The following is a 22032-nucleotide window of genomic DNA, read 5'->3' on the forward strand; positions in this document are numbered from 1 at the left end:
TCAGATTCGTAAGTCGCAACACAACGCCCAAACACCTCGGTCAATCCCCTCTCCCCCCGGGAGAGGGTTAGGGTGAGGGGGCGGTTGAACAGGACACCACCCATGCCCACTGCCCTTTACCGCTTGATCCTGGCTATCGCCCTGCTGCTGCCATTGGCCACCCACGCCGGCGACGCCGAAGACTTCGTCGCCGCCAACCCCATGCAGCAGGCCAAACTGCTCGAAGCCTGGGCCGCACAGCCCGAGCCGGCGCGTATCGAACTGATCAACGCCCTGCAACAAGGCGAGTTGACCATCGATGGCCAAGCAAAAACCCTGCGCCTGAACAATCGCCTGCGGGGTCTGATCGACACTGCTTTGGCCAGCCACCAATTGCTCGCCGCCGACGCCAAAATCCGTCTGAGCGCCGCGCAGCAATTGCAGAAAAGCGCCAAACCGGCGCAGCTGAAATTCCTCGACCAGCAACTGGCTGGTGAAAAAGATCAAAGCGTCCACGCCGCCCTGAGTCTCGCTTTGGCCAATCTACAACTGGTCGACAGCGACCCGGCCGTGCGCCTGGCCGCCGTGCGATTGCTCGGCGAAACCGGCGACCCGCTGGCCCGCACGCGCCTTGAAGGCTTGCTCGAACCCGGCGTCGAAGCCGATGCCGGTGTGCGCACCGCCGCCGAAACCAGCCTCGCGCAAGTCAAACGCAAACTGCTGATCGGCGAAGTGCTCGGTCAGGCGTTCAGCGGCATGTCGCTGGGTTCGATTCTGCTGCTCGCAGCATTGGGATTGGCGATTACATTCGGCCTGCTCGGCGTGATCAACATGGCCCACGGCGAGATGTTGATGCTCGGCGCCTACTCGACCTACGTGGTGCAACTGATGTTCCAGCGCTACGCGCCGCAGGCCATCGAGTTCTATCCGCTGATCGCGCTGCCGGTGGCGTTTTTTGTCACCGCCGCGATCGGCATGGCGCTGGAGCGCACGGTGATTCGCCACCTCTACGGCCGCCCCCTGGAAACCCTGCTCGCGACCTGGGGCATCAGCCTGATGCTGATTCAACTGGTGCGTTTGTTGTTCGGTGCGCAGAACGTCGAAGTGGCTAACCCCGAGTGGCTGTCCGGCGGGATTCAGGTACTGCCAAATCTGGTGCTGCCGTACAACCGCATCGTCATCATTGCGTTCGCGCTGTTCGTGGTGGTGCTGACCTGGCTGCTGCTGAACAAGACCCGCCTCGGTCTCAACGTGCGCGCCGTCACCCAGAACCGCAACATGGCCGCCTGCTGCGGCGTGCCCACCGGTCGCGTGGACATGCTCGCCTTCGGCCTCGGTTCAGGCATTGCCGGGCTTGGTGGTGTGGCGCTGAGTCAGATCGGCAACGTCGGCCCGGATCTGGGCCAGAGCTACATCATCGATTCGTTTCTGGTGGTGGTGCTCGGCGGCGTCGGCCAACTCGCCGGCAGCGTGCTTGCTGCATTCGGCCTGGGCATCGCCAACAAGATTCTCGAACCGCAGATCGGTGCGGTGCTCGGCAAGATCCTGATCCTCGCGCTGATCATTCTGTTTATCCAGAAACGTCCGCAAGGCCTCTTCGCACTGAAAGGACGGGTGATCGACTGATGAACCAGCCCCTGCTCGTTACGGCCACGCAAAAGGCCGGCCCGAAAATCACCATTGCGGTTGGCGCATTGATTCTGGCGCTGCTGATCGCCCTGCCATTGCTCTCGCTATTGCCCGCTGACAATGCGCTGCATATCTCGGCGTACACGCTGACGCTGGTTGGCAAAATCCTCTGCTACGCCATCGTCGCGTTGGCGCTGGATCTGGTCTGGGGTTACGCCGGCCTGTTGTCGCTGGGCCACGGTCTGTTCTTCGCCCTCGGCGGTTATGCGATGGGCATGTACCTGATGCGTCAGGCGGCCGGTGATGGTTTGCCAGCGTTCATGACCTTCCTGTCGTGGACGGAATTGCCGTGGTACTGGAGCGGCACCGGCAACTTCTTCTGGGCAATGTGTCTGGTGGTGTTGGCGCCGGGTTTGCTGGCGCTGGTGTTCGGCTTTTTCGCCTTCCGTTCGCGGATCAAAGGCGTGTATTTCTCGATCATGACCCAGGCACTGACCTTCGCCGGCATGCTGCTGTTTTTCCGCAACGAGACCGGGTTTGGCGGCAACAACGGCTTCACCAATTTCCGCACGATCCTCGGTTTCGGCATCACTGAACCGGGCACGCGCGCGGTGCTGTTTCTGGCGACCGTTCTGCTGCTGGTGGCGAGCCTGTTTATCGGCTGGCGCCTGGCCCGCAGCAAGTTCGGTCGGGTGCTGACCGCGTTGCGCGATGCGGAAAACCGCTTGATGTTCTGCGGCTACGATCCGCGTGGTTTCAAGCTGTTCGTCTGGGTCTTGAGCGCGGTGTTGTGTGGTCTGGCGGGCGCGCTGTATGTGCCGCAAGTGGGGATCATCAACCCCAGCGAAATGTCGCCGACCAACTCGATTGAAGCGGCGGTGTGGGTCGCTCTCGGCGGACGCGGAACCCTGATCGGGCCGTTACTCGGTGCGGGCGTGGTCAACGGCATGAAGAGCTGGTTCACCGTGGCGTTCCCCGAATACTGGCTGTTCTTCCTCGGCGCGCTGTTCATCATCGTGACCCTGTACTTGCCCAAAGGCGTGATCGGTCTGCTGAAGAAACGAGGTGAATCATGAGAGTCACGGCCAGTGCTGAATTCATGCTCGAACCGGCGTTCTTCCCGGTCGAACCGAACAAGGACGCCGGCACCAGCCGCGATTCGATCGGCTTCGGCCAGCGCGTCGAGCCCGGTCTGGATACCCGCCACGGCACGATCCTGACCCTGGAAGACATCAGCGTCAGCTTCGATGGCTTCCGGGCGTTGAACAATCTGAATCTGTACATCGGCGTCGGCGAATTGCGCTGCATCATCGGCCCCAACGGCGCGGGCAAAACCACGCTGATGGATGTGATCACCGGCAAAACCCGGCCGAGTCACGGCAAGGCATGGTTCGGCGAAACGCTGGATCTGACGCAGATGAGCGAAGTGCAAATTGCTCAAGCCGGGATTGGTCGCAAGTTCCAGAAACCCACAGTGTTTGAAGCGTTGAGCGTGTTTGAAAATCTCGAACTGGCGCAGAAAACCGACAAGTCGGTGTGGGCCAGTTTGCGTGCGCGTTTGAGCGGGGAGCAGAAGGATCGCATCAGCCAAGTGCTGGAAACCATTCGCCTGACCACCTCGGTCAATCGTCCGGCGGGGCTGCTGTCCCACGGGCAAAAGCAGTTTCTGGAAATCGGCATGCTGCTGATGCAAGACCCGCAACTGTTGCTGCTCGACGAACCCGTAGCGGGCATGACCGACGCCGAAACCGAGTTCACCGCCGAGCTGTTCAAGTCGCTGGCCGGCAAGCACTCGCTGATGGTGGTGGAACACGACATGGGCTTCGTCGGCTCGATTGCCGACCACGTCACGGTGTTGCATCAAGGCAGTGTTTTGGCCGAGGGATCGCTGGAGCAGGTGCAGGCCGATGAGCGAGTCATCGAAGTCTATTTGGGCCGCTAAAGATTGTTCTTTGTAGGAGCTGCCGCAGGCTGCGATCTTTTGATCTTGCACTTCAAAAACCAGATCAAAAGATCGCAGCCTTCGGCAGCTCCTACAGGGATTTGAGGAGATTTCGAAATGCTGCAAGTCGACAAGCTGCACCAGTATTACGGCGGTAGCCACATCCTGCGTGGCCTGAGTTTTGAGGTGAAGGTCGGCGAAGTCACCTGCCTGCTCGGACGCAACGGTGTGGGTAAAACCACGTTGCTCAAGTGCCTGATGGGTTTGCTGCCGGCCAAGGAAGGCGCGGTGAATTGGGAAGGCAAACCGATCACCACTTTTAAGCCGCATCAACGCGTGCACGCCGGGATTGCTTACGTGCCGCAGGGTCGGGAGATCTTTGGACGCCTGACGGTGGAAGAAAATCTGCTGATGGGCCTGTCGCGCTTTCCTGGCAGCGAAGCCAAAGAAGTGCCGGCGTTCATCTATGAATTGTTCCCGGTGTTGCTGCAAATGAAACAGCGACGCGGCGGTGATTTGTCTGGCGGTCAGCAACAGCAACTCGCGATTGGCCGAGCGTTGGCCAGCCGTCCGCGCCTGCTGATCCTCGACGAACCCACCGAAGGCATTCAGCCGTCGGTGATCAAGGAAATCGGCGCGGTGATCAAGAAACTCGCGGCGCGCGGCGACATGGCGATTTTGCTGGTGGAGCAGTTCTACGATTTCGCCGCTGAACTGGCCGATCAGTATCTGGTGATGTCCCGGGGCGAGATCGTGCAGCAGGGACGCGGAGAAAATATGGAGGCCGAGGGTGTACGGGGATTGGTAACGATCTAGTCTGTAGCGTCCTGACGATAATCAGAAAATATGAATTTACCTATTCCCACTGCCCTGTTTACCCCGAGCTGGCACGCTGAGCTGGAGCTGGCCTACGCGCGTTTCGGCGATTGCACGCGGCCGGTTCAGCGTCGGCATTTCGGCCCGCTGCGCGTGCAAAAACATCTATACGCCGAAGGGCCGGAGGTCTGCCAGCACATCATCGTTCACCCGCCCGGCGGGATTGCCGGCGGCGACCGACTCGACATCAGCGCCCGCGTCGAGAAAAACGCTTGGGCGCAGATCACCAGCCCCGGCGCAGCCAAGTGGTATCGCGCGGCCGGCCCCGCTTATCAGAAGCTCGACTTGCACGTGGCTGCCGGCGCGACTCTGGAATGGCTGCCGCAGGAAACCATCGTCTACAGCGCGGCGCAGGCTGAACTCACGACTTCGATTGAGCTTGAGGCCGATGCGCGGCTGCTCTATTGGGACGTGGTGGCGCTGGGGCGCCCGGCCAGTGGCGAGCGTTTTGATCTGGGGCATTTTCAGGCGCATCTGGATATTCGCCGCGATGGGCGATTGCTCTGGCATGAGCGTCAGCGCATTGTCGGGGATGACGGGTTGCTCGACTCGCCGATCGGGCTGGATGGGCAACCGGTGTTCGCCACATTGCTGGTGACCGGGGAGATTGATGCCGAGCTGCTGGAGCGCTGTCGCTCGCTGGAGAACCCAGTGCGCGGAGACCTGACGCAGTTGCCGGGTTTGCTGGTCGCCCGCTGTCTGGCCAGTGAAGCGTTGCTGGCGCGGGGGTGGTTGATTGAATTGTGGCGACTGCTGAGGCCGGTTTTGCTTGGGCGCGAGGCAGTAGCCCCAAGAATATGGAGCACCTGATAACCAGCCCTCACCCCCCGCCCTCTCCCGGAGGGAGAGGGAGCCTGACCGAGGTGACCGCTAGAAATGCTGCAGACACAAAAATTCAACTGACTGAACCGGCCATGACAAACAACCGAGATCAGTCCCCTCTCCCTCGGGAGAGGGCTAGGGTGAGGGGCGGTTCCAACTGACATCCCGCTCACCGCAAGAACCACACAAATCTGCCCAGAATGGATTGCCAACGATGGACCTGACCCCACGCGAAAAAGACAAGCTGCTGATCTTCACCGCCGGCCTCGTTGCCGAACGCCGGCTGGCGCGCGGCGTGAAGCTGAATTACCCGGAAGCCATGGCCTACATCTCCGCCGCACTGCTCGAAGGCGCCCGTGACGGTCGCACCGTGGCCGAGTTGATGCATTTCGGCACCACCCTGCTCAGCCGTGAACAAGTGATGGAAGGCATCCCGGAAATGATCCCGGAGATCCAGGTCGAAGCGACGTTCCCCGACGGCACCAAACTGGTCACCGTTCACCAACCGATCGTCTGAGGCGGCGCCATGACTTACACCATCCGCGATGCTGTACATGCCGATCTGCCGGCGATCCGTGATATTTACAACGACGCCGTGCTCAACACCACGGCGATCTGGAACGAACAAGCGGTCGACCTCGGCAACCGTCAGGCGTGGTTCAGCGCACGTCAGGCTCAGGCCTATCCGATCCTGGTGATCGTCGACGCCGACAACACCACCCTCGGCTACGCTTCGTTCGGTGACTGGCGGCCGTTCGACGGTTTCCGCCACACCGTCGAGCACTCGGTCTATGTGCGCAGCGACCAACGTGGCAACGGCCTCGGCCCGCAGCTGATGAGCGCGCTGATCGAACGCGCCAGAGCCTGCGACAAACACGTAATGGTCGCCGCCATCGAAAGTGGCAACGCGGCCTCGATTCGGCTGCATGAGCGCGCCGGTTTCAGCATCACCGGGCAGATGCCGCAGGTCGGCACCAAGTTCGGCCGCTGGCTCGATCTGACGTTCATGCAACTGACCCTCAATCCTGGCGCGGAGCCGCCATCTGCCAACAAGGAATGACATCGATGAACGCCGCCCAACTGCGCCGCGTCAATGCTGAGAGTTTTGCCCACTATCGTCAGGGCCTGATCGACTTGCTGCTGGATGCCGTGGGTTATGGCGCCAGCGTCGGTTTCATGGCCGACCTCGATGCCGTTCAGGCCCGCGCGTATTTCGATGACGTTCAGGACCATCTGAACAAAGGCAATGTATTGCTGTGGGTAGTGGTCAAGGACGAAGTGGTGCAGGCCAGCGTGCAGTTGACCTTGTGCCAGAAGGCCAACGGTCTGAACCGCGCGGAGGTGCAAAAACTGCTGGTGCGCGAACACGCTCGTCGTCGCGGTCTCGGTCAGCAGTTGATGCAGGCACTGGAGCTTGAAGCGTCCAAGTGCAAGCGCGGCATGCTCTACCTCGACACCGAAGCCGGCTCGCCTGCTGAAGATTTCTACAAGGCGCTGGGCTATACGCGCGCCGGTGAAATCCCCGATTACGCTTGTGATCCGCACGGCAATTACCGCGCGACCGCGCTCTATTACAAAGTCCTGCAAGGAGCCCATTGATGATTCCCGGCGAATACCAGATCCAGCCCGGCGACATCGAACTCAACGTCGGCCGCCGCACGGTCAGTCTGAAAGTGGCGAACAGCGGCGACCGGCCGATTCAGGTCGGCTCGCATTACCATTTTTTTGAAACCAATGACGCGCTGACCTTTGATCGCGCGGCCAGCCGGGGTATGCGTCTGAACATTCCGGCGGGCACGGCGGTGCGCTTTGAGCCGGGGCAGAGTCGCGAGGTGGAACTGGTGGATTACACGGGGCAGCGGCGGGTGTTCGGGTTTGCCGGACGGGTTATGGGTGACCTGTAAGTCCGTGTGTACCGCAGCCCCTCACCCCAGCCCTCTCCCGAAACGTCGGACCGCCCGAGGGAGAGGGAGCTGATTACCGATAGCCGCCACACCGCGATCAGTCCCCTCTCCCTTTGGGAGAGGGCTAGGGTGAGGGTCGCAGGCTCACCGCTATTTTCCTGAAGGACGCTAGATGAAGATTTCCAGGCAAGCCTACGCCGATATGTTCGGCCCTACCGTCGGCGACAAAGTGCGTCTGGCCGACACCGAGCTTTGGATCGAAGTCGAAAAAGACTTCACCACCTACGGCGAAGAAGTGAAATTCGGTGGCGGCAAAGTCATCCGTGACGGTCAGGGCCAGAGTCAGTTGCTCGCCGCCGAAGTAGTCGACACCGTGATCACCAACGCGCTGATCATCGACCACTGGGGCATCGTCAAGGCTGACGTCGGCCTCAAGGATGGGCGCATCGCCGTGATCGGCAAGGCCGGCAACCCCGACGTACAGCCCAACGTCAGCATCGCCATTGGCGCCAGCACCGAAGTCATCGCCGGCGAAGGCATGATCCTCACTGCGGGCGGTATCGACACGCATATCCATTTCATCTGCCCACAGCAGATCGAAGAAGCGCTGATGAGCGGCGTCACCACCATGATCGGCGGCGGCACCGGGCCTGCCACGGGCACCAACGCCACCACCTGCACCTCCGGGCCGTGGCATCTGGCGCGCATGCTGCAGGCGGCCGACGCATTCCCGATGAACATTGGCCTGACCGGCAAGGGCAACGCCAGCCTGCCCGAGCCGTTGATCGAGCAGGTCAAGGCCGGCGCCATCGGCCTCAAGTTACACGAAGACTGGGGCACCACCCCGGCGAGCATCGACAACTGCCTGAGCGTTGCCGACCAATACGACGTGCAGGTGGCGATCCACACCGACACCCTCAACGAATCGGGTTTCGTCGAGACCACCCTCGGTGCGTTCAAGGGCCGCACCATTCACACCTATCACACCGAAGGTGCCGGTGGCGGGCATGCGCCGGACATCATCAAGGCCTGCGGTTTCGCCAACGTGCTGCCGAGTTCGACCAACCCGACCCGACCGTTCACCCGTAATACTATCGACGAACACCTCGACATGCTGATGGTCTGCCACCACCTCGACCCGAGCATTGCCGAAGACGTGGCGTTCGCCGAAAGCCGCATCCGCCGCGAAACGATTGCCGCCGAAGACATCCTGCATGACCTCGGCGCGTTCTCGATGATCAGTTCCGATAGCCAGGCCATGGGCCGCGTCGGAGAAGTCATCACGCGCACCTGGCAGACCGCCGACAAGATGAAAAAACAGCGCGGCCCACTGCCGCAGGATGGCGAAGGTAACGACAACTTCCGCGCCAAACGCTACATCGCCAAGTACACGATCAATCCGGCGATAACCCACGGCATCAGCCATGAAGTGGGATCCATCGAGGTCGGCAAATGGGCGGATCTGGTGCTGTGGCGGCCGGCGTTTTTCGGCGTCAAACCGACGCTGATTCTCAAGGGCGGCGCCATCGCCGCGAGCCTGATGGGCGACGCCAACGCTTCGATTCCAACTCCGCAACCGGTGCACTACCGGCCGATGTTCGCCAGCTACGGCGGCTCGCTGCACGCCACCAGCCTGACCTTCATCAGTCAGGCGGCGCAAGAAGCGGGACTGCCCGAAGCACTGGGATTGAAAAAGAAAATCGCCGTGGTCAGAGGTTGCCGCGAGGTGCAGAAAACCGATCTGATCCACAACGATTACCTGCCGCACATCGACGTCGACCCACAGACCTATCAGGTCAAGGCCGACGGCGTATTGCTCTGGTGTGAACCGGCGGACACCCTGCCGATGGCGCAGCGCTATTTTCTGTTCTGATGCGAGCTGGCAGCAGACCCCGGTGGCCGGTTCCAGCGACTTCCGGGGTCTGAAAGCATCTGTTTGCCTGCGGCTTCAGCCGGTCAGATCGCGTGACGTACCGGGGCGGTTGTCATCGCGTTCGACTGGAACTGGCTCGCCCGTTTCCCGCCGGGACAGCTCGATCAGTTTCAGATTGCGCTCGATGGTGCGTTCAATCTCGAGCACTTGCACGGCTTGTTGATAAGCGCTGCTGGTGAGGTCTTCGTGTTCATCCTCAAGGTGCGCCAGTTTTTCATCGGCGCGCTGTTTCAGCGGACTCAGTTCGGTGGGGTATTTCTCCTCGAGGTATTGCACCCAATAGTCACGGGTGATGAGTTCTTCATAAAACTTCTGACTTTTTTCGGCTTTTTCCACCGCCTCCCGGGCGGTGTCCAGCACCCTGCCGCTGATGGGTTTGCCAAATCGCATGTGACTCGGCTGCCCCGGCAATTGCAGCCCGTCCCGCCATCCGCTGGTCAGGCCGATTCGATATTCCAGGCGTACCTCCGCGGGGTCACCGCCACGCACTCTGGCCAGGGCTTCGACCTCGCCCAGGCGGAACAATTGTCGTGACAAGTCGAGCAAGGCGCGGCCCTTGGACGCCAGACCTGGCTGAATATTTTGCAAGGTGTTGTGCTCGAACACCTTGACCTCCATTTCACTGAAAGCCAGCGTTCGACCATCGACGCAGGTGGTGTGCGTGGCGGCCATGGGAAACAGCTCATCGCGAAGTGCCTGACTGCCATCGGCAGCCTCCATCACTTCCCACACCCGACGTGTCAGGTCAGCGCGAAAAATGCGGAATTCTTCGGTGTCCGGCATCACCGACAACAGATGGAAGAACGCGGCGTTGCCCGGTTCAGCCGCCACTCGCTGCCACATCGCCCGATAACGATCGGCGTCTTCCTGAGGGATGTTTTCGATCCACGGCGTCACCTGCTGGTCGAGGACACTTTCCTCAAGAATCGGCACCTGTTCATCCGGCTCAACATCACTGTCCGGGGTTTCCTCGTCGCTTTCCGTGGTGCTGTCCATGTCATCGATCATCCGGTCGATATCGGCGTAAGTCAGCCCCAGTACGTCGTTGCGCCCGTGCGTACCCGAATACTCACGCAGGCGCAAAAGGCTTTGCTGTGACAGTTCATAGTTTTCCGACAGATTGGTGCCCGCGAGCAATGCGTCATGGCTACCGTCATAGATCGCCGGGGGAATCGCCACTACTTCGTTGTTGCTCAGATCTATCGCCTGTAAATGCGCAGATTGCAGCGCCCCTTCGGGCCAGTCGGTCATCAGATTGTCCCGCAGGTCGAGGCGCTCCAGACGACCAAGACGGTTGACGCTGAAGGTACGCAAGCTGTTATGGCTCAGATCCAGCCACTGTAACTGCGCAAGCCCGCTCAGCGACTGATTCAGCGCCTGGGGGTCGACGAGACCGGTGAAGGACAGTTCCAGACGCTGCAGTTGGTGCATCTGGCTCACGGGTTCGGGCAGCGCGCGCAAATCATTGGCATTGAGATTCAACCGGCGTATCTGGCTGAACGCCCGCAGGAAGCCGTTGGAGCCGTCGGTGGAGATCCGCGTGCCGGCCAGGTTCAGACTGTTCACCCGGGGAAATACCGCGGGCAGCTCAGGAAAATTGCCCACTTGCAGGCCATCGAAATTCAGTTCGCGGTCGGCAAAGCCATTCCAGTCAAGCAAACCGTCGTACCAGCATTGCATCACCCGGCGTGCGGCGAGCTGGCGGGTTTGTGAGGACACGGTCCAGTTCGCACCGTGGCTTTCGTGGATGAACAACCAATCGTTCAAGCGCCGCGTCAGCGATTCGAATGTCCGGGTCCACTCATCAATCCGGCCGCTGATCTGTACCTCGCTCAAGCCCTCAAGCTGCATGCGCTCGATCGCCAGCCGGGCGTGCTCCTCCTGGTAGTTCGGGCGCAAGCGCTGCAAGCGCTTGGCCAACCAGCTGACACCTTCGCCCGCAGGTACCGATGGCGGCAGGGGCAGCAGACGTCGCGCGATCACCGAGCCGCTTTCCTTGGGCGGCGTGCGATGCCGCGGTTCCTCCAGGGCGAAGCGTTGCAGCGTCCCCGCAGACAAGCCCCTGGTCTGCTCAATGCGCTGCCGCGCAGCAGCCACACCAGCCTCGCCCTGCGGCGTCAGCGGCGTGCCGTTGAGATTGGTGTCGAGCAACAGCTCATCGCGGGCCAGAACCGCCTCCGGCACAGAAGTGAGTTGACTGTCGCCCAGATCAAGCCAGGTCAACTGCGGCAGATCCTCGGCCCCGCTCGGCCATTGGCGGATTGCCGTGGCGCTCAGATCGAGAGCCTTGAGCCGATTCATTCCACGAACATCGACACCGGTGATGGGGTTGTTGTGCAGGTTCAGGTATTCCAGCGCCGGCAAGTCATCCGCTGCCAGCGGCAATTCGGACAAGCGACAGTGACTCAGGTCCAGCGTGTCGACCTGTGTAAACGTGCGGATGAAATCACGCAGCTGTGCGACCGGAGCCTCGAGGCCTGCCAGGCGCAGGATTTTGACGTGGGCAAAAGCGTCCGACGGTAACCGCGGCAAGTTGTCCATCGGCGAGCCGAGAATATCCAGTACCGAGGCATCGCCCGACATGCCGATGTACAGATCGAAAAACGAATTCTCGGTTTTTGAGCCATAGCGCTGGAACAACCCGTTGCGCCAACTGGTCTTGAGCGCGTCGGCCACCGCCGCTCGGGCATGGCCACCGTTGCGCACGGTCGGCTCGGGGCCGACCCATTGTTCAAGCGCGTTGATCTCGCCGAACTGAGCGCTCAAGGCCTCAATCGCCTGAAACCTGGCGTCGGCACCCGGCCATTGCAAGGAGAATTTCAACGAAAGCACGTCAAACAGACTGGATTCCATACCGACAAAGCGCTTGAGTTCACCACGGCAGTAGTCTCTGACCATCTCTTCGAGGTCGATCAGATGCTGCGGCTGCACTTTGATGAATTCGTAGATCGGCTTGAAGGTCCTGCGGCTGAATTTCGACCAGTCCAGCGACAGTCCGCTCAGCAGTCGCTCGTGCGCCTCATAAAGCTCCACCGGCAGGGTCTTGATCGACGTCCGACGCAGGTTCAAGCGCTCCAGCCGCGGCAGATCGAGCATCCCGAGTGGCCACTCGCCCATCTGCGGGCTGTCGATTTCCAACCTGCGCAGTTGACGCATTCCGCTGACATTCAGCGCTGTCGGTACTACGGGGTTGGCGCCGCTGGACGTGCAGTGCAGCTCCAGATCCTCGAGTCGGGTCAACTCGCGAATCCTCGAAGCCACCTGATCATTGATCGGTGTCCGCAACTTCAAGCGCGTCAGGTGGCGCATGGTTTTCACGCGTGCGAACACCGCGTCGAAGGTTTGCCCAGGGGCGAGCACGTCGAGTTGTTCCAGATTGGGAAACGCCGTCAGCGTGTCGGCGGCCAACGGTGCGCGCAGCGTCAGTTCGCGCACGTGAGCGAAGTCCGCCGCCAGCGTCGGCAACGCGGTCTGACTGGTCAATGTCAGCTGCGCCGCATGTGGCTCGTGCGCAGCCAGCGGCGAGTTGCGCCAACTGTTCCTGATGTTTTGCGCGACCCCGCGGAACTCGTCCTCGGCAATCTGCAGACGCATATCCTGGCTCGCCAGCCATTGGTTCAACGCGGTCTCAAGCTCTGTCCACTCGCGCAGGCGCAGGTTGAGCAGATGGAAAATCTGTTGGTCGTTCTTGCCCGTGCGCCACTGTTCGAGGATGAAGCGTCGGGCCTGTGCGTCGTCCAGTGGGTAGACATCCTGGACCCTGCTGGTCAACGCCGGATCCACCCCCTCCCCGCGACCGCTGGCCGGATAACCGCGCAGTGTGGCGCTGATGCGTCGGGGTGGGTTGAACCACGGTTTCGGCGCGAATGCAGCCTGTAATATCTGCGTCGACTGACTGCGGTGGCTGATCGCATGATCGATGATCGACTGCCGCAGATCTGCGCTCCGGGCCACGTCAGGAATCCCGAGTGCCTGCCGCGCCTCATCGGGCAACGCATGCATCAACGAGCTGAAAAAATTATCGCCATGCCTGGGTATGCTGTTCAGCGCTTCGCCCCGATCATTGAAGGCCTGGTATGACCGCCCGTTCTTGACCAGATACTTGTGCCAGGCAGCAGCTTCGCTACCAATTCCATCGATCAACACGCCACTGATGCTGCCGTCGCGAATCTCCAGGCGCAGGTCGTTCGACCAGCCAGGCAGTCGCTCCAGCGTATGCAGTGCCAATCGTGCAGTGTCTGTCGAGGCCATGGTTTCGCTGTGCAGCCCGCTGATGGCACGGGTCAGCCGGCCTTCTTGCGCATACCAGCGACTCAATTCCTGCAAATGCAGCGGCACCCGCGCCGAGGTGTCCAGCCGCGCAAGCTCGTCGGCATCGGCTTGGCGCAGCACGGTTTTTGCAGCCTGCTCAGTGAGCCCGGGGCAGACCCGCTGCAGTTTCGCCACACGCGGCTCGACGATTTGCGTGGTCTTCGCAAGACTGTCGAACAGGGCCGGCCGTCGGGCCTGCAGGAGATCGGCGATCTGCCTGGCAAATTCCGACGCCCTGGCGGCAGGCACTCGCGCCGGCTCGCCACCGAGCAGCCCGACAATTTCCGTCTCATCAAGCGTCGCGAGAATGCGCGTGGGCAATTCACCGCGCAAGACATCGGCGCGACTGATGCGGATCGGCGCCTTCGTCGTTGATTCGCTGCCATAACGGGTGAATGAGCCTGTCAGATCGGCATTCTCGTAGACCTGCAAGACCCGCCCCGATGGCCAGCGGGGCATTTCGGGGAGCATCGGCAGTATGTGCAAATAGTCATCGTCGATGGGGCTGCGACCCACCACTTGTTCGATCACCTGGCCAACGTTTCTGTCGAGCTCAAACAGGCGCATCGCGTCCAGCAGTTCGGGCGGCGGCAGCTCATTATCCAGGTGCATCTTGCGCAAGGCGTTGTCAGCGACGCCGCTGACGTCGGCAATCGTCAGCAAGTGGGCGTCGCTGAAGTACTCGGTGGCATGGCCGATGCGCCGTAATAGCGTCAATCGGTCCCAGCGCTGCGGGCGTTCCAGCGTATGCCGCCAGGCACCGGCGCCGTTGTGCGTCAGAATCGGCTGATAAGCGTGGGGATCGCTCGGGTGCCTGATGCGCCATTTTTGCAGCGTCTGGTCGTATGTTTGTTCGTAAGGCCGGCCGTCCAGCCGAATGTAATTCTTTGAACCTGTTTCGTACTGCCCGAGCGCGTTGGGCGTCATGCTCTGGTCCAGCGCGACTGGACTTTCGTATCCGCGCAGGTCGGGTTTCCATAATCGCGCAGTCGCATCAGGCAATTCGACCTGATCCAGACCTTCGATGACCGGCACGGATTTCGCCGCCGTCAGTCGGGCAAAACCTTTGCCGGCGCCAGCCATCACCGCCAGCAGCGCGAGGTTTTGCGCGACATCTACCAGATGCGCCGTGGCGGCCCGCCGATCGCCTTCACTCCACTCGATGGCACCTTCGAAGGTTTCCTCCAGCAGTTGGCCTGCCATCACCACCATCATGACTTCGCCCAGCACCGGCACGAACATCGAGACCCCGGTCAGCACCAACATGCCGATGTTCAACAGCGCGGCGAGTTTTTGTGAGCGTACCTTGGCATCGACATCCGCCGTCGGCACCGCGTGGCTGCGGGCATCCGCTATCAGTCGGTCGCGATGCTGCCCGAACAGGTAATCCCACAGATCAATATTTTCCGCCCAGATGCCGTGGCCTTTGCGCGAAAGATCAGTCGGTGCGAGATACGGGTCAGCGTTCGGCACCTGCTTGATGGCCGGTGCTGGAGGCAGTTGCCTGATCCCGGTGAACACCAGATCGAGTGGGTTGAGTGCTCTGAGAAACTCTTTGAGCAGAGGTTCGTAGGGCGCCAGTCGTTCGCCAAACGAGCGGTCCGGCGTGTCTTCGGTGAACTGACTGAAGTAGCGCGGCCGGTCGGCATAGGCGACAAACTGGCTGAAAAACCGCTGGTAGGCATTCGGTTCGGCCGCATCAGCCTGCGTGCTGTCGCGGGCAGTGAAGCGGCGCTTGAACATGGCCGCGATTTCCTGACCTCTGTAGCGTTTGAGCGGATGTTCCGGGTCGCCGGGAATGTAGAGAATCGCGTCGTCGCTGTAGCGGTACTTCTCGCAGATCGTGAACAACACACAGCCGGTCATGCGCCGCCCCATCAGGCCCAGATCGCAGAACCAGATCTGCCGATTGCCTTGACGCGGATGCAGTTCACCGGCGAGGATCGCCAGTATCGACGCGTAGTCCTCACGCCCAATGTCGCCTTTCAACAGGGCGATCTCGGCCGCAGCGCGCAGGGCGGTTTTATGCGCAGCGGTGAATTTCTCGCGCAGCGCCTGGTCGGCGACGCCATCTGCAGGGTGCAGATAGCGCTTGAGGTAATCCTGATATTTCGTCCCGATGTCCAACGAGCGACACAGGCTGGTGAACTGTTCGACCGTCAATTGCGTACTCAACGGTGCGAGCGTGCCGGGGGTCGAGGTTTCCAGGTGAAATCCCGACGATTCATGGAACGCGCCGTCGGCGCATTCGACACGTTCGAAGTTGTGCAACGCAGCCTGCAGCAGCGGCAGCTTCAACACTTCGAAGTGGCCGATATCGATGGCGAATATCCCCATCTCTATCGGTTTGTTGAGCTGCAGCCAGGTCTTGTGGACATCCAGTTGCACGTTGAAGCGGTCCTTCAGCGCCGCGATCAGCAAAGGCGCGGCGAAGGTGTCGATGTCTTGCAACGTCGCCATGGCCCGGTCGAGCCGGGTCTGGGCGCCGAGGCTTGCGCCAAGGCTGTCGTGCAATGCCTTGCGCTGCGCTCGGGAGGCATTTGTGTACCAATCGGGGGGTGTCGGATCAGTATTTTTCAGGTCGATGCGACGCTGCGCGGGCGCGTCAACCAGCCAGTCGGGGCTGGCATCCTGCAGAAACGCGCCGTGCAGACTGCGGGTCACGGTGGCGGGGATTTCGGGCATGGTCTCTCTCCTTGAAATGGAGCGAAAGCAGACCATGCAGGTGCCGTGAGCTTGCGGTACATATGTATCGACGCGGGCTGGTGTGTCAGCGGACATTTCCGGCCCGTGGACGCTACATTCCCCGCACAAAGGGACTACTATTCGCCACGCCCCGCCAAAAAGTTCAGGAACCCGTACATGCGTTTATCCGATTTCATCAGGCACCACGCGGATCGCATCGTCGACGAGTGGGAACAATTCGCCAAGACCATCACACCCGCCGCAGACCATATGGACAGCATCGCGCTGCGCGATCATGCCCGGGAGATTCTTCTGGCCGCCGCGCGGGACATGGACACCGCGCAAACCGCCAGTGAGCAAAAGGCCAAAGCGCGGGGCGAAGGTCCGGAGAAAACCCCGAGCCTGGACGAGGCCGGGGCCAGTCACGGCGAGCTGCGCCATACGGTGGGTTTCGATCTGGTGCAGATGACTTCGGAATTCCGTCACCTGCGTGCCTGCGTGATCCGCCGCTGGGTCGAGAGCATGGAGACTCCAGACCAGGCGTACCTTCAGGACATGATCCGGTTCAACGAAGCCATCGACGAAGCTTTGGCCGAATCGACAGCGGCTTATGCCGAACAGCTGAATCGCTCGCGGGATATCTTTCTCGCGATTCTCGGGCACGACCTGCGTGCGCCGCTGCAAGCGGTGAGCATGTCCACTGAACTGTTGATGCGCAAAACCACGCTTGAAGGCCAGGCGCTGACTTGCGCGCTGAATATCAAGCAAGGTGCGCGGCACATGGCGGCGATGGTCAACGATTTGCTGGAACTGGTGCGCAGCCGACTGGGCAAAAGCCTGCCGATCGAGCCGCGGCCGATGGACTTGGCAGACACGGTACGGGCCGCCATTGCCGAGGCCAGCGCCGGCAATCCGGAATGCGATCCGACGTTGAACATCGAAGGCGATACGCGCGGCGTCTGGGATTCCGGGCGCCTCGATCAACTGCTGCAGAACCTGATCGGTAATGCTTTGCAGCATGGATCAGATCCGCGTGCGGTGTTCATCAGACTGCGCGGTGAAATCGACAGCGTGCACCTGAGCGTGCACAACTACGGCCCGCCGATTCCCGAAGAAGCCATTGGCACGATTTTCGATCCGTTGGTGCGCAGCGCTGACGAAGAACTCGGACAGCCGTCGACCAGCCTTGGCCTTGGGCTGTTTATCGTCAAGGAAGTCGTGAGCGCCCACGGCGGGACGATCGAGGTTAGTTCGAGTGCCGACGCAGGGACGTTGTTCAGCGTGGTGTTACCCAGAAAAACCTGATCATTCCACCACTAACCGCGCCAGCCGCTGTTTGAGCATGCGGTTCTCGGCGCGCAGTTCCTGCACTTCTTCCAGCAGATCCAGCGCCAGCGCGACGCCTTCCCATTCCAGCTCCAGATCGCGCCGCAACTTGGCGGCGCGTTTGGCCAGCGCCAGTTCGTAATCGGTGAAACGCCAGTCCTTGGGCAGCGCGCCCTGAGGTTCGAGGATGCCGTGTTCGACGATTTCGATCACGTAGACGTCCGACAAATCGGTCGCCTCACAGAATTCTGCCATGTCCAGTTGAACGATCAGGGGGCTGCTCATTTCGGGCTACTCCATCGCTGGGTTCAGAAGTTCTCACGCGGGTTGAAAGCGGCTTTTTTCGCCAGCTCCTGCCACAGTGCCTTGACCTCGTCGTCGCTGGCTTTCGGCATGACAGCCTTGAGCTGGACGAACAGGAAGCCGCGCTCGCCGGCCTTGTTCTGCAAACCATGGCCCTTGGCGCGCATGCGCTGGCCATTCTGACTGCCGGCCGGCACCTTGAGGTTGATCTTGCCGGTCAGGGTCGGCACGGCCACTTCGGCGCCCAGCGCCAGCTCCCACGGTGCCAATGGCAAGGTGATGATCAGGTCATTGCCCTCGACATCGAATTTCGGGTGCGGCGCAAAACGAATGGTCAGGTACAGATCGCCATTCGCACCGCCACCGACGCCCGGTGCGCCCTGGCCTTTGAGGCGAATACGCTCGCCGTCGGCCACACCCGCCGGGATCTTCACGTTAAGGCTTTTGCTGGTGTTGCTGACGTGCTGACCCGCCGCGTTGTACTGAGGCACCTGGAAGGTGACCTTTTTCGACTCGTTCGAAAGGGTCTCTTCGAGAAAGACCGCCAATTCCATTTCCACGTCTTGTCCTCGGCGCCCGGCGCTATGAGATTGCCGGCCAGCGCCGCCACCGAAACCGGGGCCGCGATTGCCAAAGATCGAACTGAAGAAGTCCGAGAAGTCGCCCGTGTCCTGACCGCCACCGCCGAAGCCGCCACGGCTCTGCCAGCCCGGTGGCCCCTGGAACGGCTGACCGTGCTGACCGTAACGGCGCAGGTCGTCGTATTCGGCGCGCTTGTCGGCACTTTTCAGCGCTTCATAAGCTTCCGAGGCGTCCTTGAACTTGGCCTCGGCGTCTTTTTCCTTGCTGACATCGGGGTGGTATTTGCGCGCCAGCTTGCGATAGGCAGCCTTGATCGCCTTGTCGTCTGCTGTCGGCTCCACGCCGAGTATCTTGTAATAGTCTTTGAAGTCCATTGAAGGAGTCACCATCCGTTATCGGTTTCGCGCCGCCAGCATGCGCCGATTCGCGCGTGCCGGGTTGACCGATCTCAAATTTGTGACCGGGTGGCGCAGCAGAAGTTTATCGGCAGTGGGCGGCGGTTCTTGCGACCGCCGGTATGTCTGCCGGCCCATGCCAGCAAGTTTGGGGCGAAACCTGCGCTTTCAAGCGAGTTTAGTAGCGAAATAGCAGATGACCGGCCTTCGAATCTGCCGCGCACTGACATACACTGCGCGGCCGTTTTTTGACCGGAACCGAAAGACATGAAAGACGCCTCTCCAGCCCGTGCCTGTGGTATCGACTTTGGCACGTCCAACTCCACCGTCGGCTGGCTGCGCCCCGGCATGGAAACGATGATCGCGCTGGAAGACGACAAGATCACCCTGCCGTCGGTGGTCTTCTTCAACATCGAGGAACGCCGTCCGGTCTACGGTCGTCTGGCGCTGCACGAGTACCTGGAAGGCTACGAAGGCCGACTGATGCGCTCGCTTAAGAGCCTGCTCGGTTCCAAGCTGATCAAGCACGACACCAGCGTTCTCGGCACGGCGATGCCGTTCAAGGATTTGCTCGGCCTGTTCATCGGCCAGCTCAAGAATCGCGCCGAAGCCGCTGCCGGGCGTGAGTTCGAACAAGTGGTGCTGGGCCGTCCGGTGTTCTTCGTCGATGACGATCCGCTGGCCGACCAGGAAGCTGAAGACACCTTGGTCGAGGTCGCGCACAAGCTCGGCTTCAAGGAAGTGTCGTTCCAGTACGAACCCATCGCGGCGGCATTCGACTACGAGTCGACCATCGAGAAAGAAGAGCTGGTACTGATCGTCGACATCGGCGGTGGTACCTCCGACTTCTCGCTGGTGCGCCTGTCACCCGAGCGGCGTAACTTCGATAACCGCCATGACGACATCCTCGCCACCGGCGGTGTGCACATCGGCGGGACCGACTTCGACAAACAGCTGAGCCTGCAAGGCCTGATGCCGCTGTTCGGCTACGGCAGCCGCATGAAAAGCGGCGCCTACATGCCGACCAGCCACCACATGAACCTGGCGACCTGGCACACCATCAACTCGGTGTACTCGCAGAAATCCAGCCTCGCGCTGGGCAGCATGCGCTACGACATCGAAGACACTGGCGGCATTGATCGTTTGTTCAAGCTGATCGAACAGCGCGCCGGGCACTGGCTGGCCATGGAAGTCGAAGAAACCAAGATCCAGCTGACCCACGCCGACAGCCGCCACGTGCCGCTGGACCGCATCGAACCGGGCCTGAGCGTGGATCTGACTCGCGTGTTGTTCGAATCGGCCATCGACGCTTTGCTGGAGCGAGTACGCGGCAGCGTCACGCAGTTGCTGAGCGACGCCAATGTGGCGGTGGATCAGGTCGATACGGTGTTCTTCACCGGTGGTTCGAGCGGGATTCCGGCGCTGCGCAACAGCGTGTCGGCGATGCTGCCGAATGCACGGCATGTCGAAGGCAATATCTTTGGCAGCATTGGCAGCGGGTTGGCGATTGAAGCCATGAAGCGCTATGGCAACTAACAGCCGCTGCAAGTTTCAAGCTACAAGCCATAAGTAAAAGCAACTGCGCAGTTGCTTTTACTTGCAGCTTCAGGCTTGGAGCTTGCAACTGCTCCTAGACCATCCCCGCCAGCTTCAACTCACTCTTCAGATACGCATAATAAATCGGCCCCGCCACCACCCCCGGCAGGCCGAATGCGGCCTCGAACACCAGCATCGCCAGCAGCAACTCCCACGACTTGGCACTGATCTGCCCGCCGACAATCCGCGCGTTGAGGAAGTACTCGAGCTTGTGGATAACGATCAGGTAGCCCAACGCGGCCAGCGCCACCCAGATCGACAATGACAGGCCGACGATGGTGATCAGCGTGTTCGACATCAGATTGCCAATCACCGGCAGCAGGCCGAGCAGGAAGGTCAGCACGATCAGGGTCTTGGTCAGCGGCAGATGAATGCCGAACATCGGCAGGACCACCGCCAGGAAGATCCCGGTGAAAAAGGTGTTGAGCAGGGAAATCTTGATCTGTGCGAAGACGATGTTGCGAAAGGCTTGAACCAGCAGATGCAATCGGTCGAACAGCGCTGCCGCCAACGGTTTGCGCTTGGTGAGATCGGGTACACGCTGCAACGCGATAATCGCACCGAGCACCATGCCGATCAGCAGCGTCACGAACATGTGCGCCGCGTCCTTGCCGACCAGTTGCAGGTCGGCCAGATGCTTGCTCATCCATTCGCCAATGGCCACACGAAACTCGGCGGCACTGGCAGGCAGGTAGGCGTCGATGAACGGCGGCAACTGCCCGCGCGCACGATCAACCACACCCATGAATTTATCCAGTGATGCGCCAGGATTCTCTGCCTCATGCAGCAGAAAACTGATGGCCCCGGCGAAGATCAGCGCCAGCACGCTGACCACCAATGTTCCCAGTAACGCTACCGCCAGCCAACGCGCGCGCCGACCTTCGATCAGCCGTTGCAGCTGCGGGGTGAGCATGTTGACCAGTTCGAACACCAGCAGCCCGGCCAGCAGGCTTGGCAGCAAACGCAATGGCAAAACCAGGAGCAAACCGCCGAAGATGATGATGCAACTGACCCAAAACAACACATGACGCTCAGAAAACGTTGGCATACAGCCTCAAAACGAACGGCGTAAAAGGATTGGCAGTCTGCCAGCGTTCCTTGGGGAGCACTAGGGATATGCGGTGGTCGTGGTTTTCGGGTTCGGCTTGGGAACGGCCCCTCACCCTAGCCCTCTCCCGGGGGGAGAGGGGACTGATCGAGTTGATCCAGCCTACTTCTGCAACCTGCCGGACCAAGTCGATTCCGGATTCAACATCACACTTTCAGCTCGGCGAATATTCCGAGCATCCCGCAATCGGTCCCCTCTCCCTCCGGGCGGTCCGACGTTTCGGGAGGGCTAGGGTGAGGGCTGGATCCCAAGCCGAACACACCCCGCCAATCCAACACTATTTCTTCTTCAAACAATCACTCATGAACGCCTTGCGCGCATCACCCGCCAACGCCTTGGTCTTCGCATCCGCATTACAAGTCTTCATCTTCTCCTGCTGCGGCGTCAGCACCTTCGCATCATTCGCCGCTGGCGCCGCCTTCAGGCAGGTGCTCATGAATGTCTTGCGCTCATCGCCCTTGAGGCTCTTGGCCGTGGCGTCAGCGTTGCAAGTAGTCATCTTGTTCTGTTGCGCGGTGGCGGCAAAACCCTGGGAACACAGCAGCAGGCCAATCATCAGCAACGGGACACGCAACATCTTCATGGAGTTTTCTCCTTGTTACCGCACCGATGGATGCGGCCTCTCCCGCAGTGTAGTCAAA

General features: G+C 60.8%; 17 protein-coding genes. 12 read left to right on the plus strand and 5 right to left on the minus strand.

Translation table 11 applies throughout. The features are described from left to right. The first annotated feature begins 102 nt into the window (after positions 1–102). The 10 genes from urtB to ureC all read left to right on the plus strand — a co-directional run bounded on the left by urtB (position 103) and on the right by ureC (position 9025). Positions 103–1605 (plus strand): urea ABC transporter permease subunit UrtB, encoded by a 1503-nt coding sequence (gene urtB, locus ACOI8A_RS15635; protein ID WP_420647071.1) that lies wholly within the window; start codon positions 103–105, stop codon positions 1603–1605. Then, complete coding sequence (gene urtC / locus ACOI8A_RS15640) at positions 1605–2684, plus strand: urea ABC transporter permease subunit UrtC (RefSeq protein WP_420647070.1); 1080 nt, start codon at positions 1605–1607, stop codon at positions 2682–2684. The genes urtB and urtC overlap by 1 nt, the downstream gene beginning before the upstream one ends. After that, complete coding sequence (gene urtD, locus ACOI8A_RS15645) at positions 2681–3550, plus strand: urea ABC transporter ATP-binding protein UrtD (RefSeq protein ID WP_420647069.1); 870 nt, start codon at positions 2681–2683, stop codon at positions 3548–3550. Before urtC ends, urtD begins: the two co-directional genes overlap by 4 nt. 117 nt (positions 3551–3667) lie before the next feature. Next, positions 3668–4366, plus strand: coding sequence for an urea ABC transporter ATP-binding subunit UrtE (urtE, locus tag ACOI8A_RS15650; protein WP_420647068.1), 699 nt, complete (start codon positions 3668–3670; stop codon positions 4364–4366). A gap of 30 nt (positions 4367–4396) precedes the next feature. Beyond that, the gene (locus tag ACOI8A_RS15655) at positions 4397–5236 is read left to right on the plus strand and encodes an urease accessory protein UreD (protein WP_420647067.1); all 840 of its coding nucleotides are present in this window, start codon (positions 4397–4399) and stop codon (positions 5234–5236) included. Between the two features lie 226 nt (positions 5237–5462). Beyond that, a complete protein-coding gene (gene ureA / locus ACOI8A_RS15660; RefSeq protein WP_008085431.1) occupies positions 5463–5765 on the plus strand; it encodes an urease subunit gamma in 303 nt (100 codons plus the stop codon). 9 nt (positions 5766–5774) lie between these two features. Next, positions 5775–6308, plus strand: coding sequence for a GNAT family N-acetyltransferase (locus tag ACOI8A_RS15665; RefSeq protein WP_420647066.1), 534 nt, complete (start codon positions 5775–5777; stop codon positions 6306–6308). Between the two features lie 5 nt (positions 6309–6313). Next, positions 6314–6847: a GNAT family N-acetyltransferase gene (locus ACOI8A_RS15670; RefSeq protein ID WP_420647065.1), complete on the plus strand. Its 534-nt coding sequence runs from the start codon at positions 6314–6316 to the stop codon at positions 6845–6847. Further along, on the plus strand, positions 6847–7152 hold the full coding sequence (locus ACOI8A_RS15675) for an urease subunit beta (protein ID WP_420647064.1): 306 nt from the start codon (positions 6847–6849) through the stop codon (positions 7150–7152). The genes ACOI8A_RS15670 and ACOI8A_RS15675 overlap by 1 nt, the downstream gene beginning before the upstream one ends. Before the next feature lie 172 nt (positions 7153–7324). After that, the gene (ureC, locus tag ACOI8A_RS15680; RefSeq protein ID WP_420647063.1) at positions 7325–9025 is read left to right on the plus strand and encodes an urease subunit alpha; all 1701 of its coding nucleotides are present in this window, start codon (positions 7325–7327) and stop codon (positions 9023–9025) included. Between the two features lie 75 nt (positions 9026–9100). On the opposite strand, the gene ACOI8A_RS15685 is transcribed toward ureC, so the two are convergent. Further along, a complete protein-coding gene (locus ACOI8A_RS15685) occupies positions 9101–16081 on the minus strand; it encodes an NEL-type E3 ubiquitin ligase domain-containing protein (RefSeq protein WP_420651289.1) in 6981 nt (2326 codons plus the stop codon). A 177-nt stretch (positions 16082–16258) separates the two neighbouring features. Between ACOI8A_RS15685 and ACOI8A_RS15690 the strand changes: the two genes are divergently transcribed. Next, a complete protein-coding gene (locus ACOI8A_RS15690) occupies positions 16259–17386 on the plus strand; it encodes a sensor histidine kinase (RefSeq protein WP_420647061.1) in 1128 nt (375 codons plus the stop codon). On the opposite strand, the gene ACOI8A_RS15695 is transcribed toward ACOI8A_RS15690, so the two are convergent. Together ACOI8A_RS15695 and ACOI8A_RS15700 are read right to left on the minus strand one after the other, a co-directional pair. Further along, on the minus strand, positions 17387–17692 hold the full coding sequence (locus ACOI8A_RS15695) for a chaperone modulator CbpM (protein ID WP_420647060.1): 306 nt from the start codon (positions 17690–17692) through the stop codon (positions 17387–17389). It abuts the gene before it with no gap. A 23-nt stretch (positions 17693–17715) separates the two neighbouring features. Next, positions 17716–18666: a DnaJ C-terminal domain-containing protein gene (locus ACOI8A_RS15700; protein WP_420647059.1), complete on the minus strand. Its 951-nt coding sequence runs from the start codon at positions 18664–18666 to the stop codon at positions 17716–17718. 288 nt (positions 18667–18954) lie between these two features. Here ACOI8A_RS15700 and ACOI8A_RS15705 point away from each other — a divergent pair, with 288 nt between their 5' ends. Continuing rightward, complete coding sequence (locus tag ACOI8A_RS15705; RefSeq protein ID WP_420647058.1) at positions 18955–20223, plus strand: Hsp70 family protein; 1269 nt, start codon at positions 18955–18957, stop codon at positions 20221–20223. A gap of 94 nt (positions 20224–20317) precedes the next feature. On the opposite strand, the gene ACOI8A_RS15710 is transcribed toward ACOI8A_RS15705, so the two are convergent. Continuing rightward, a complete protein-coding gene (locus ACOI8A_RS15710) occupies positions 20318–21331 on the minus strand; it encodes an AI-2E family transporter (RefSeq protein WP_420647057.1) in 1014 nt (337 codons plus the stop codon). 337 nt (positions 21332–21668) lie between these two features. Continuing rightward, the gene (locus tag ACOI8A_RS15715; RefSeq protein ID WP_420647056.1) at positions 21669–21974 is read right to left on the minus strand and encodes a PsiF family protein; all 306 of its coding nucleotides are present in this window, start codon (positions 21972–21974) and stop codon (positions 21669–21671) included. Positions 21975–22032: the final 58 nt, after the last annotated feature.

The sequence above is a fragment of the Pseudomonas sp. P4795 genome (assembly GCF_048822895.1).
In the GTDB taxonomy this organism is placed as follows: Bacteria; Pseudomonadota; Gammaproteobacteria; order Pseudomonadales; family Pseudomonadaceae; genus Aquipseudomonas.

What these genes read in the sequence shown, in the direction of transcription:
- urtC (WP_420647070.1), top strand. Translation starts at nt 1,605, where the DNA reads ATGAACCAGCCCCTGCTCGTTACGGCCACGCAAAAGGCCGGCCCGAAA.
- ureC (WP_420647063.1), top strand. Translation starts at nt 7,325, where the DNA reads ATGAAGATTTCCAGGCAAGCCTACGCCGATATGTTCGGCCCTACCGTC.
- ACOI8A_RS15700 (WP_420647059.1), bottom strand. Translation starts at nt 18,666, where the DNA reads ATGGACTTCAAAGACTATTACAAGATACTCGGCGTGGAGCCGACAGCA.
- ACOI8A_RS15665 (WP_420647066.1), top strand. Translation starts at nt 5,775, where the DNA reads ATGACTTACACCATCCGCGATGCTGTACATGCCGATCTGCCGGCGATC.
- ACOI8A_RS15710 (WP_420647057.1), bottom strand. Translation starts at nt 21,331, where the DNA reads ATGCCAACGTTTTCTGAGCGTCATGTGTTGTTTTGGGTCAGTTGCATC.
- ACOI8A_RS15670 (WP_420647065.1), top strand. Translation starts at nt 6,314, where the DNA reads ATGAACGCCGCCCAACTGCGCCGCGTCAATGCTGAGAGTTTTGCCCAC.
- ACOI8A_RS15675 (WP_420647064.1), top strand. Translation starts at nt 6,847, where the DNA reads ATGATTCCCGGCGAATACCAGATCCAGCCCGGCGACATCGAACTCAAC.
- urtB (WP_420647071.1), top strand. Translation starts at nt 103, where the DNA reads ATGCCCACTGCCCTTTACCGCTTGATCCTGGCTATCGCCCTGCTGCTG.
- urtE (WP_420647068.1), top strand. Translation starts at nt 3,668, where the DNA reads ATGCTGCAAGTCGACAAGCTGCACCAGTATTACGGCGGTAGCCACATC.
- ACOI8A_RS15685 (WP_420651289.1), bottom strand. Translation starts at nt 16,081, where the DNA reads ATGCCCGAAATCCCCGCCACCGTGACCCGCAGTCTGCACGGCGCGTTT.
- urtD (WP_420647069.1), top strand. Translation starts at nt 2,681, where the DNA reads ATGAGAGTCACGGCCAGTGCTGAATTCATGCTCGAACCGGCGTTCTTC.
- ACOI8A_RS15690 (WP_420647061.1), top strand. Translation starts at nt 16,259, where the DNA reads ATGCGTTTATCCGATTTCATCAGGCACCACGCGGATCGCATCGTCGAC.
- ACOI8A_RS15705 (WP_420647058.1), top strand. Translation starts at nt 18,955, where the DNA reads ATGAAAGACGCCTCTCCAGCCCGTGCCTGTGGTATCGACTTTGGCACG.
- ureA (WP_008085431.1), top strand. Translation starts at nt 5,463, where the DNA reads ATGGACCTGACCCCACGCGAAAAAGACAAGCTGCTGATCTTCACCGCC.
- ACOI8A_RS15715 (WP_420647056.1), bottom strand. Translation starts at nt 21,974, where the DNA reads ATGAAGATGTTGCGTGTCCCGTTGCTGATGATTGGCCTGCTGCTGTGT.
- ACOI8A_RS15655 (WP_420647067.1), top strand. Translation starts at nt 4,397, where the DNA reads ATGAATTTACCTATTCCCACTGCCCTGTTTACCCCGAGCTGGCACGCT.
- ACOI8A_RS15695 (WP_420647060.1), bottom strand. Translation starts at nt 17,692, where the DNA reads ATGAGCAGCCCCCTGATCGTTCAACTGGACATGGCAGAATTCTGTGAG.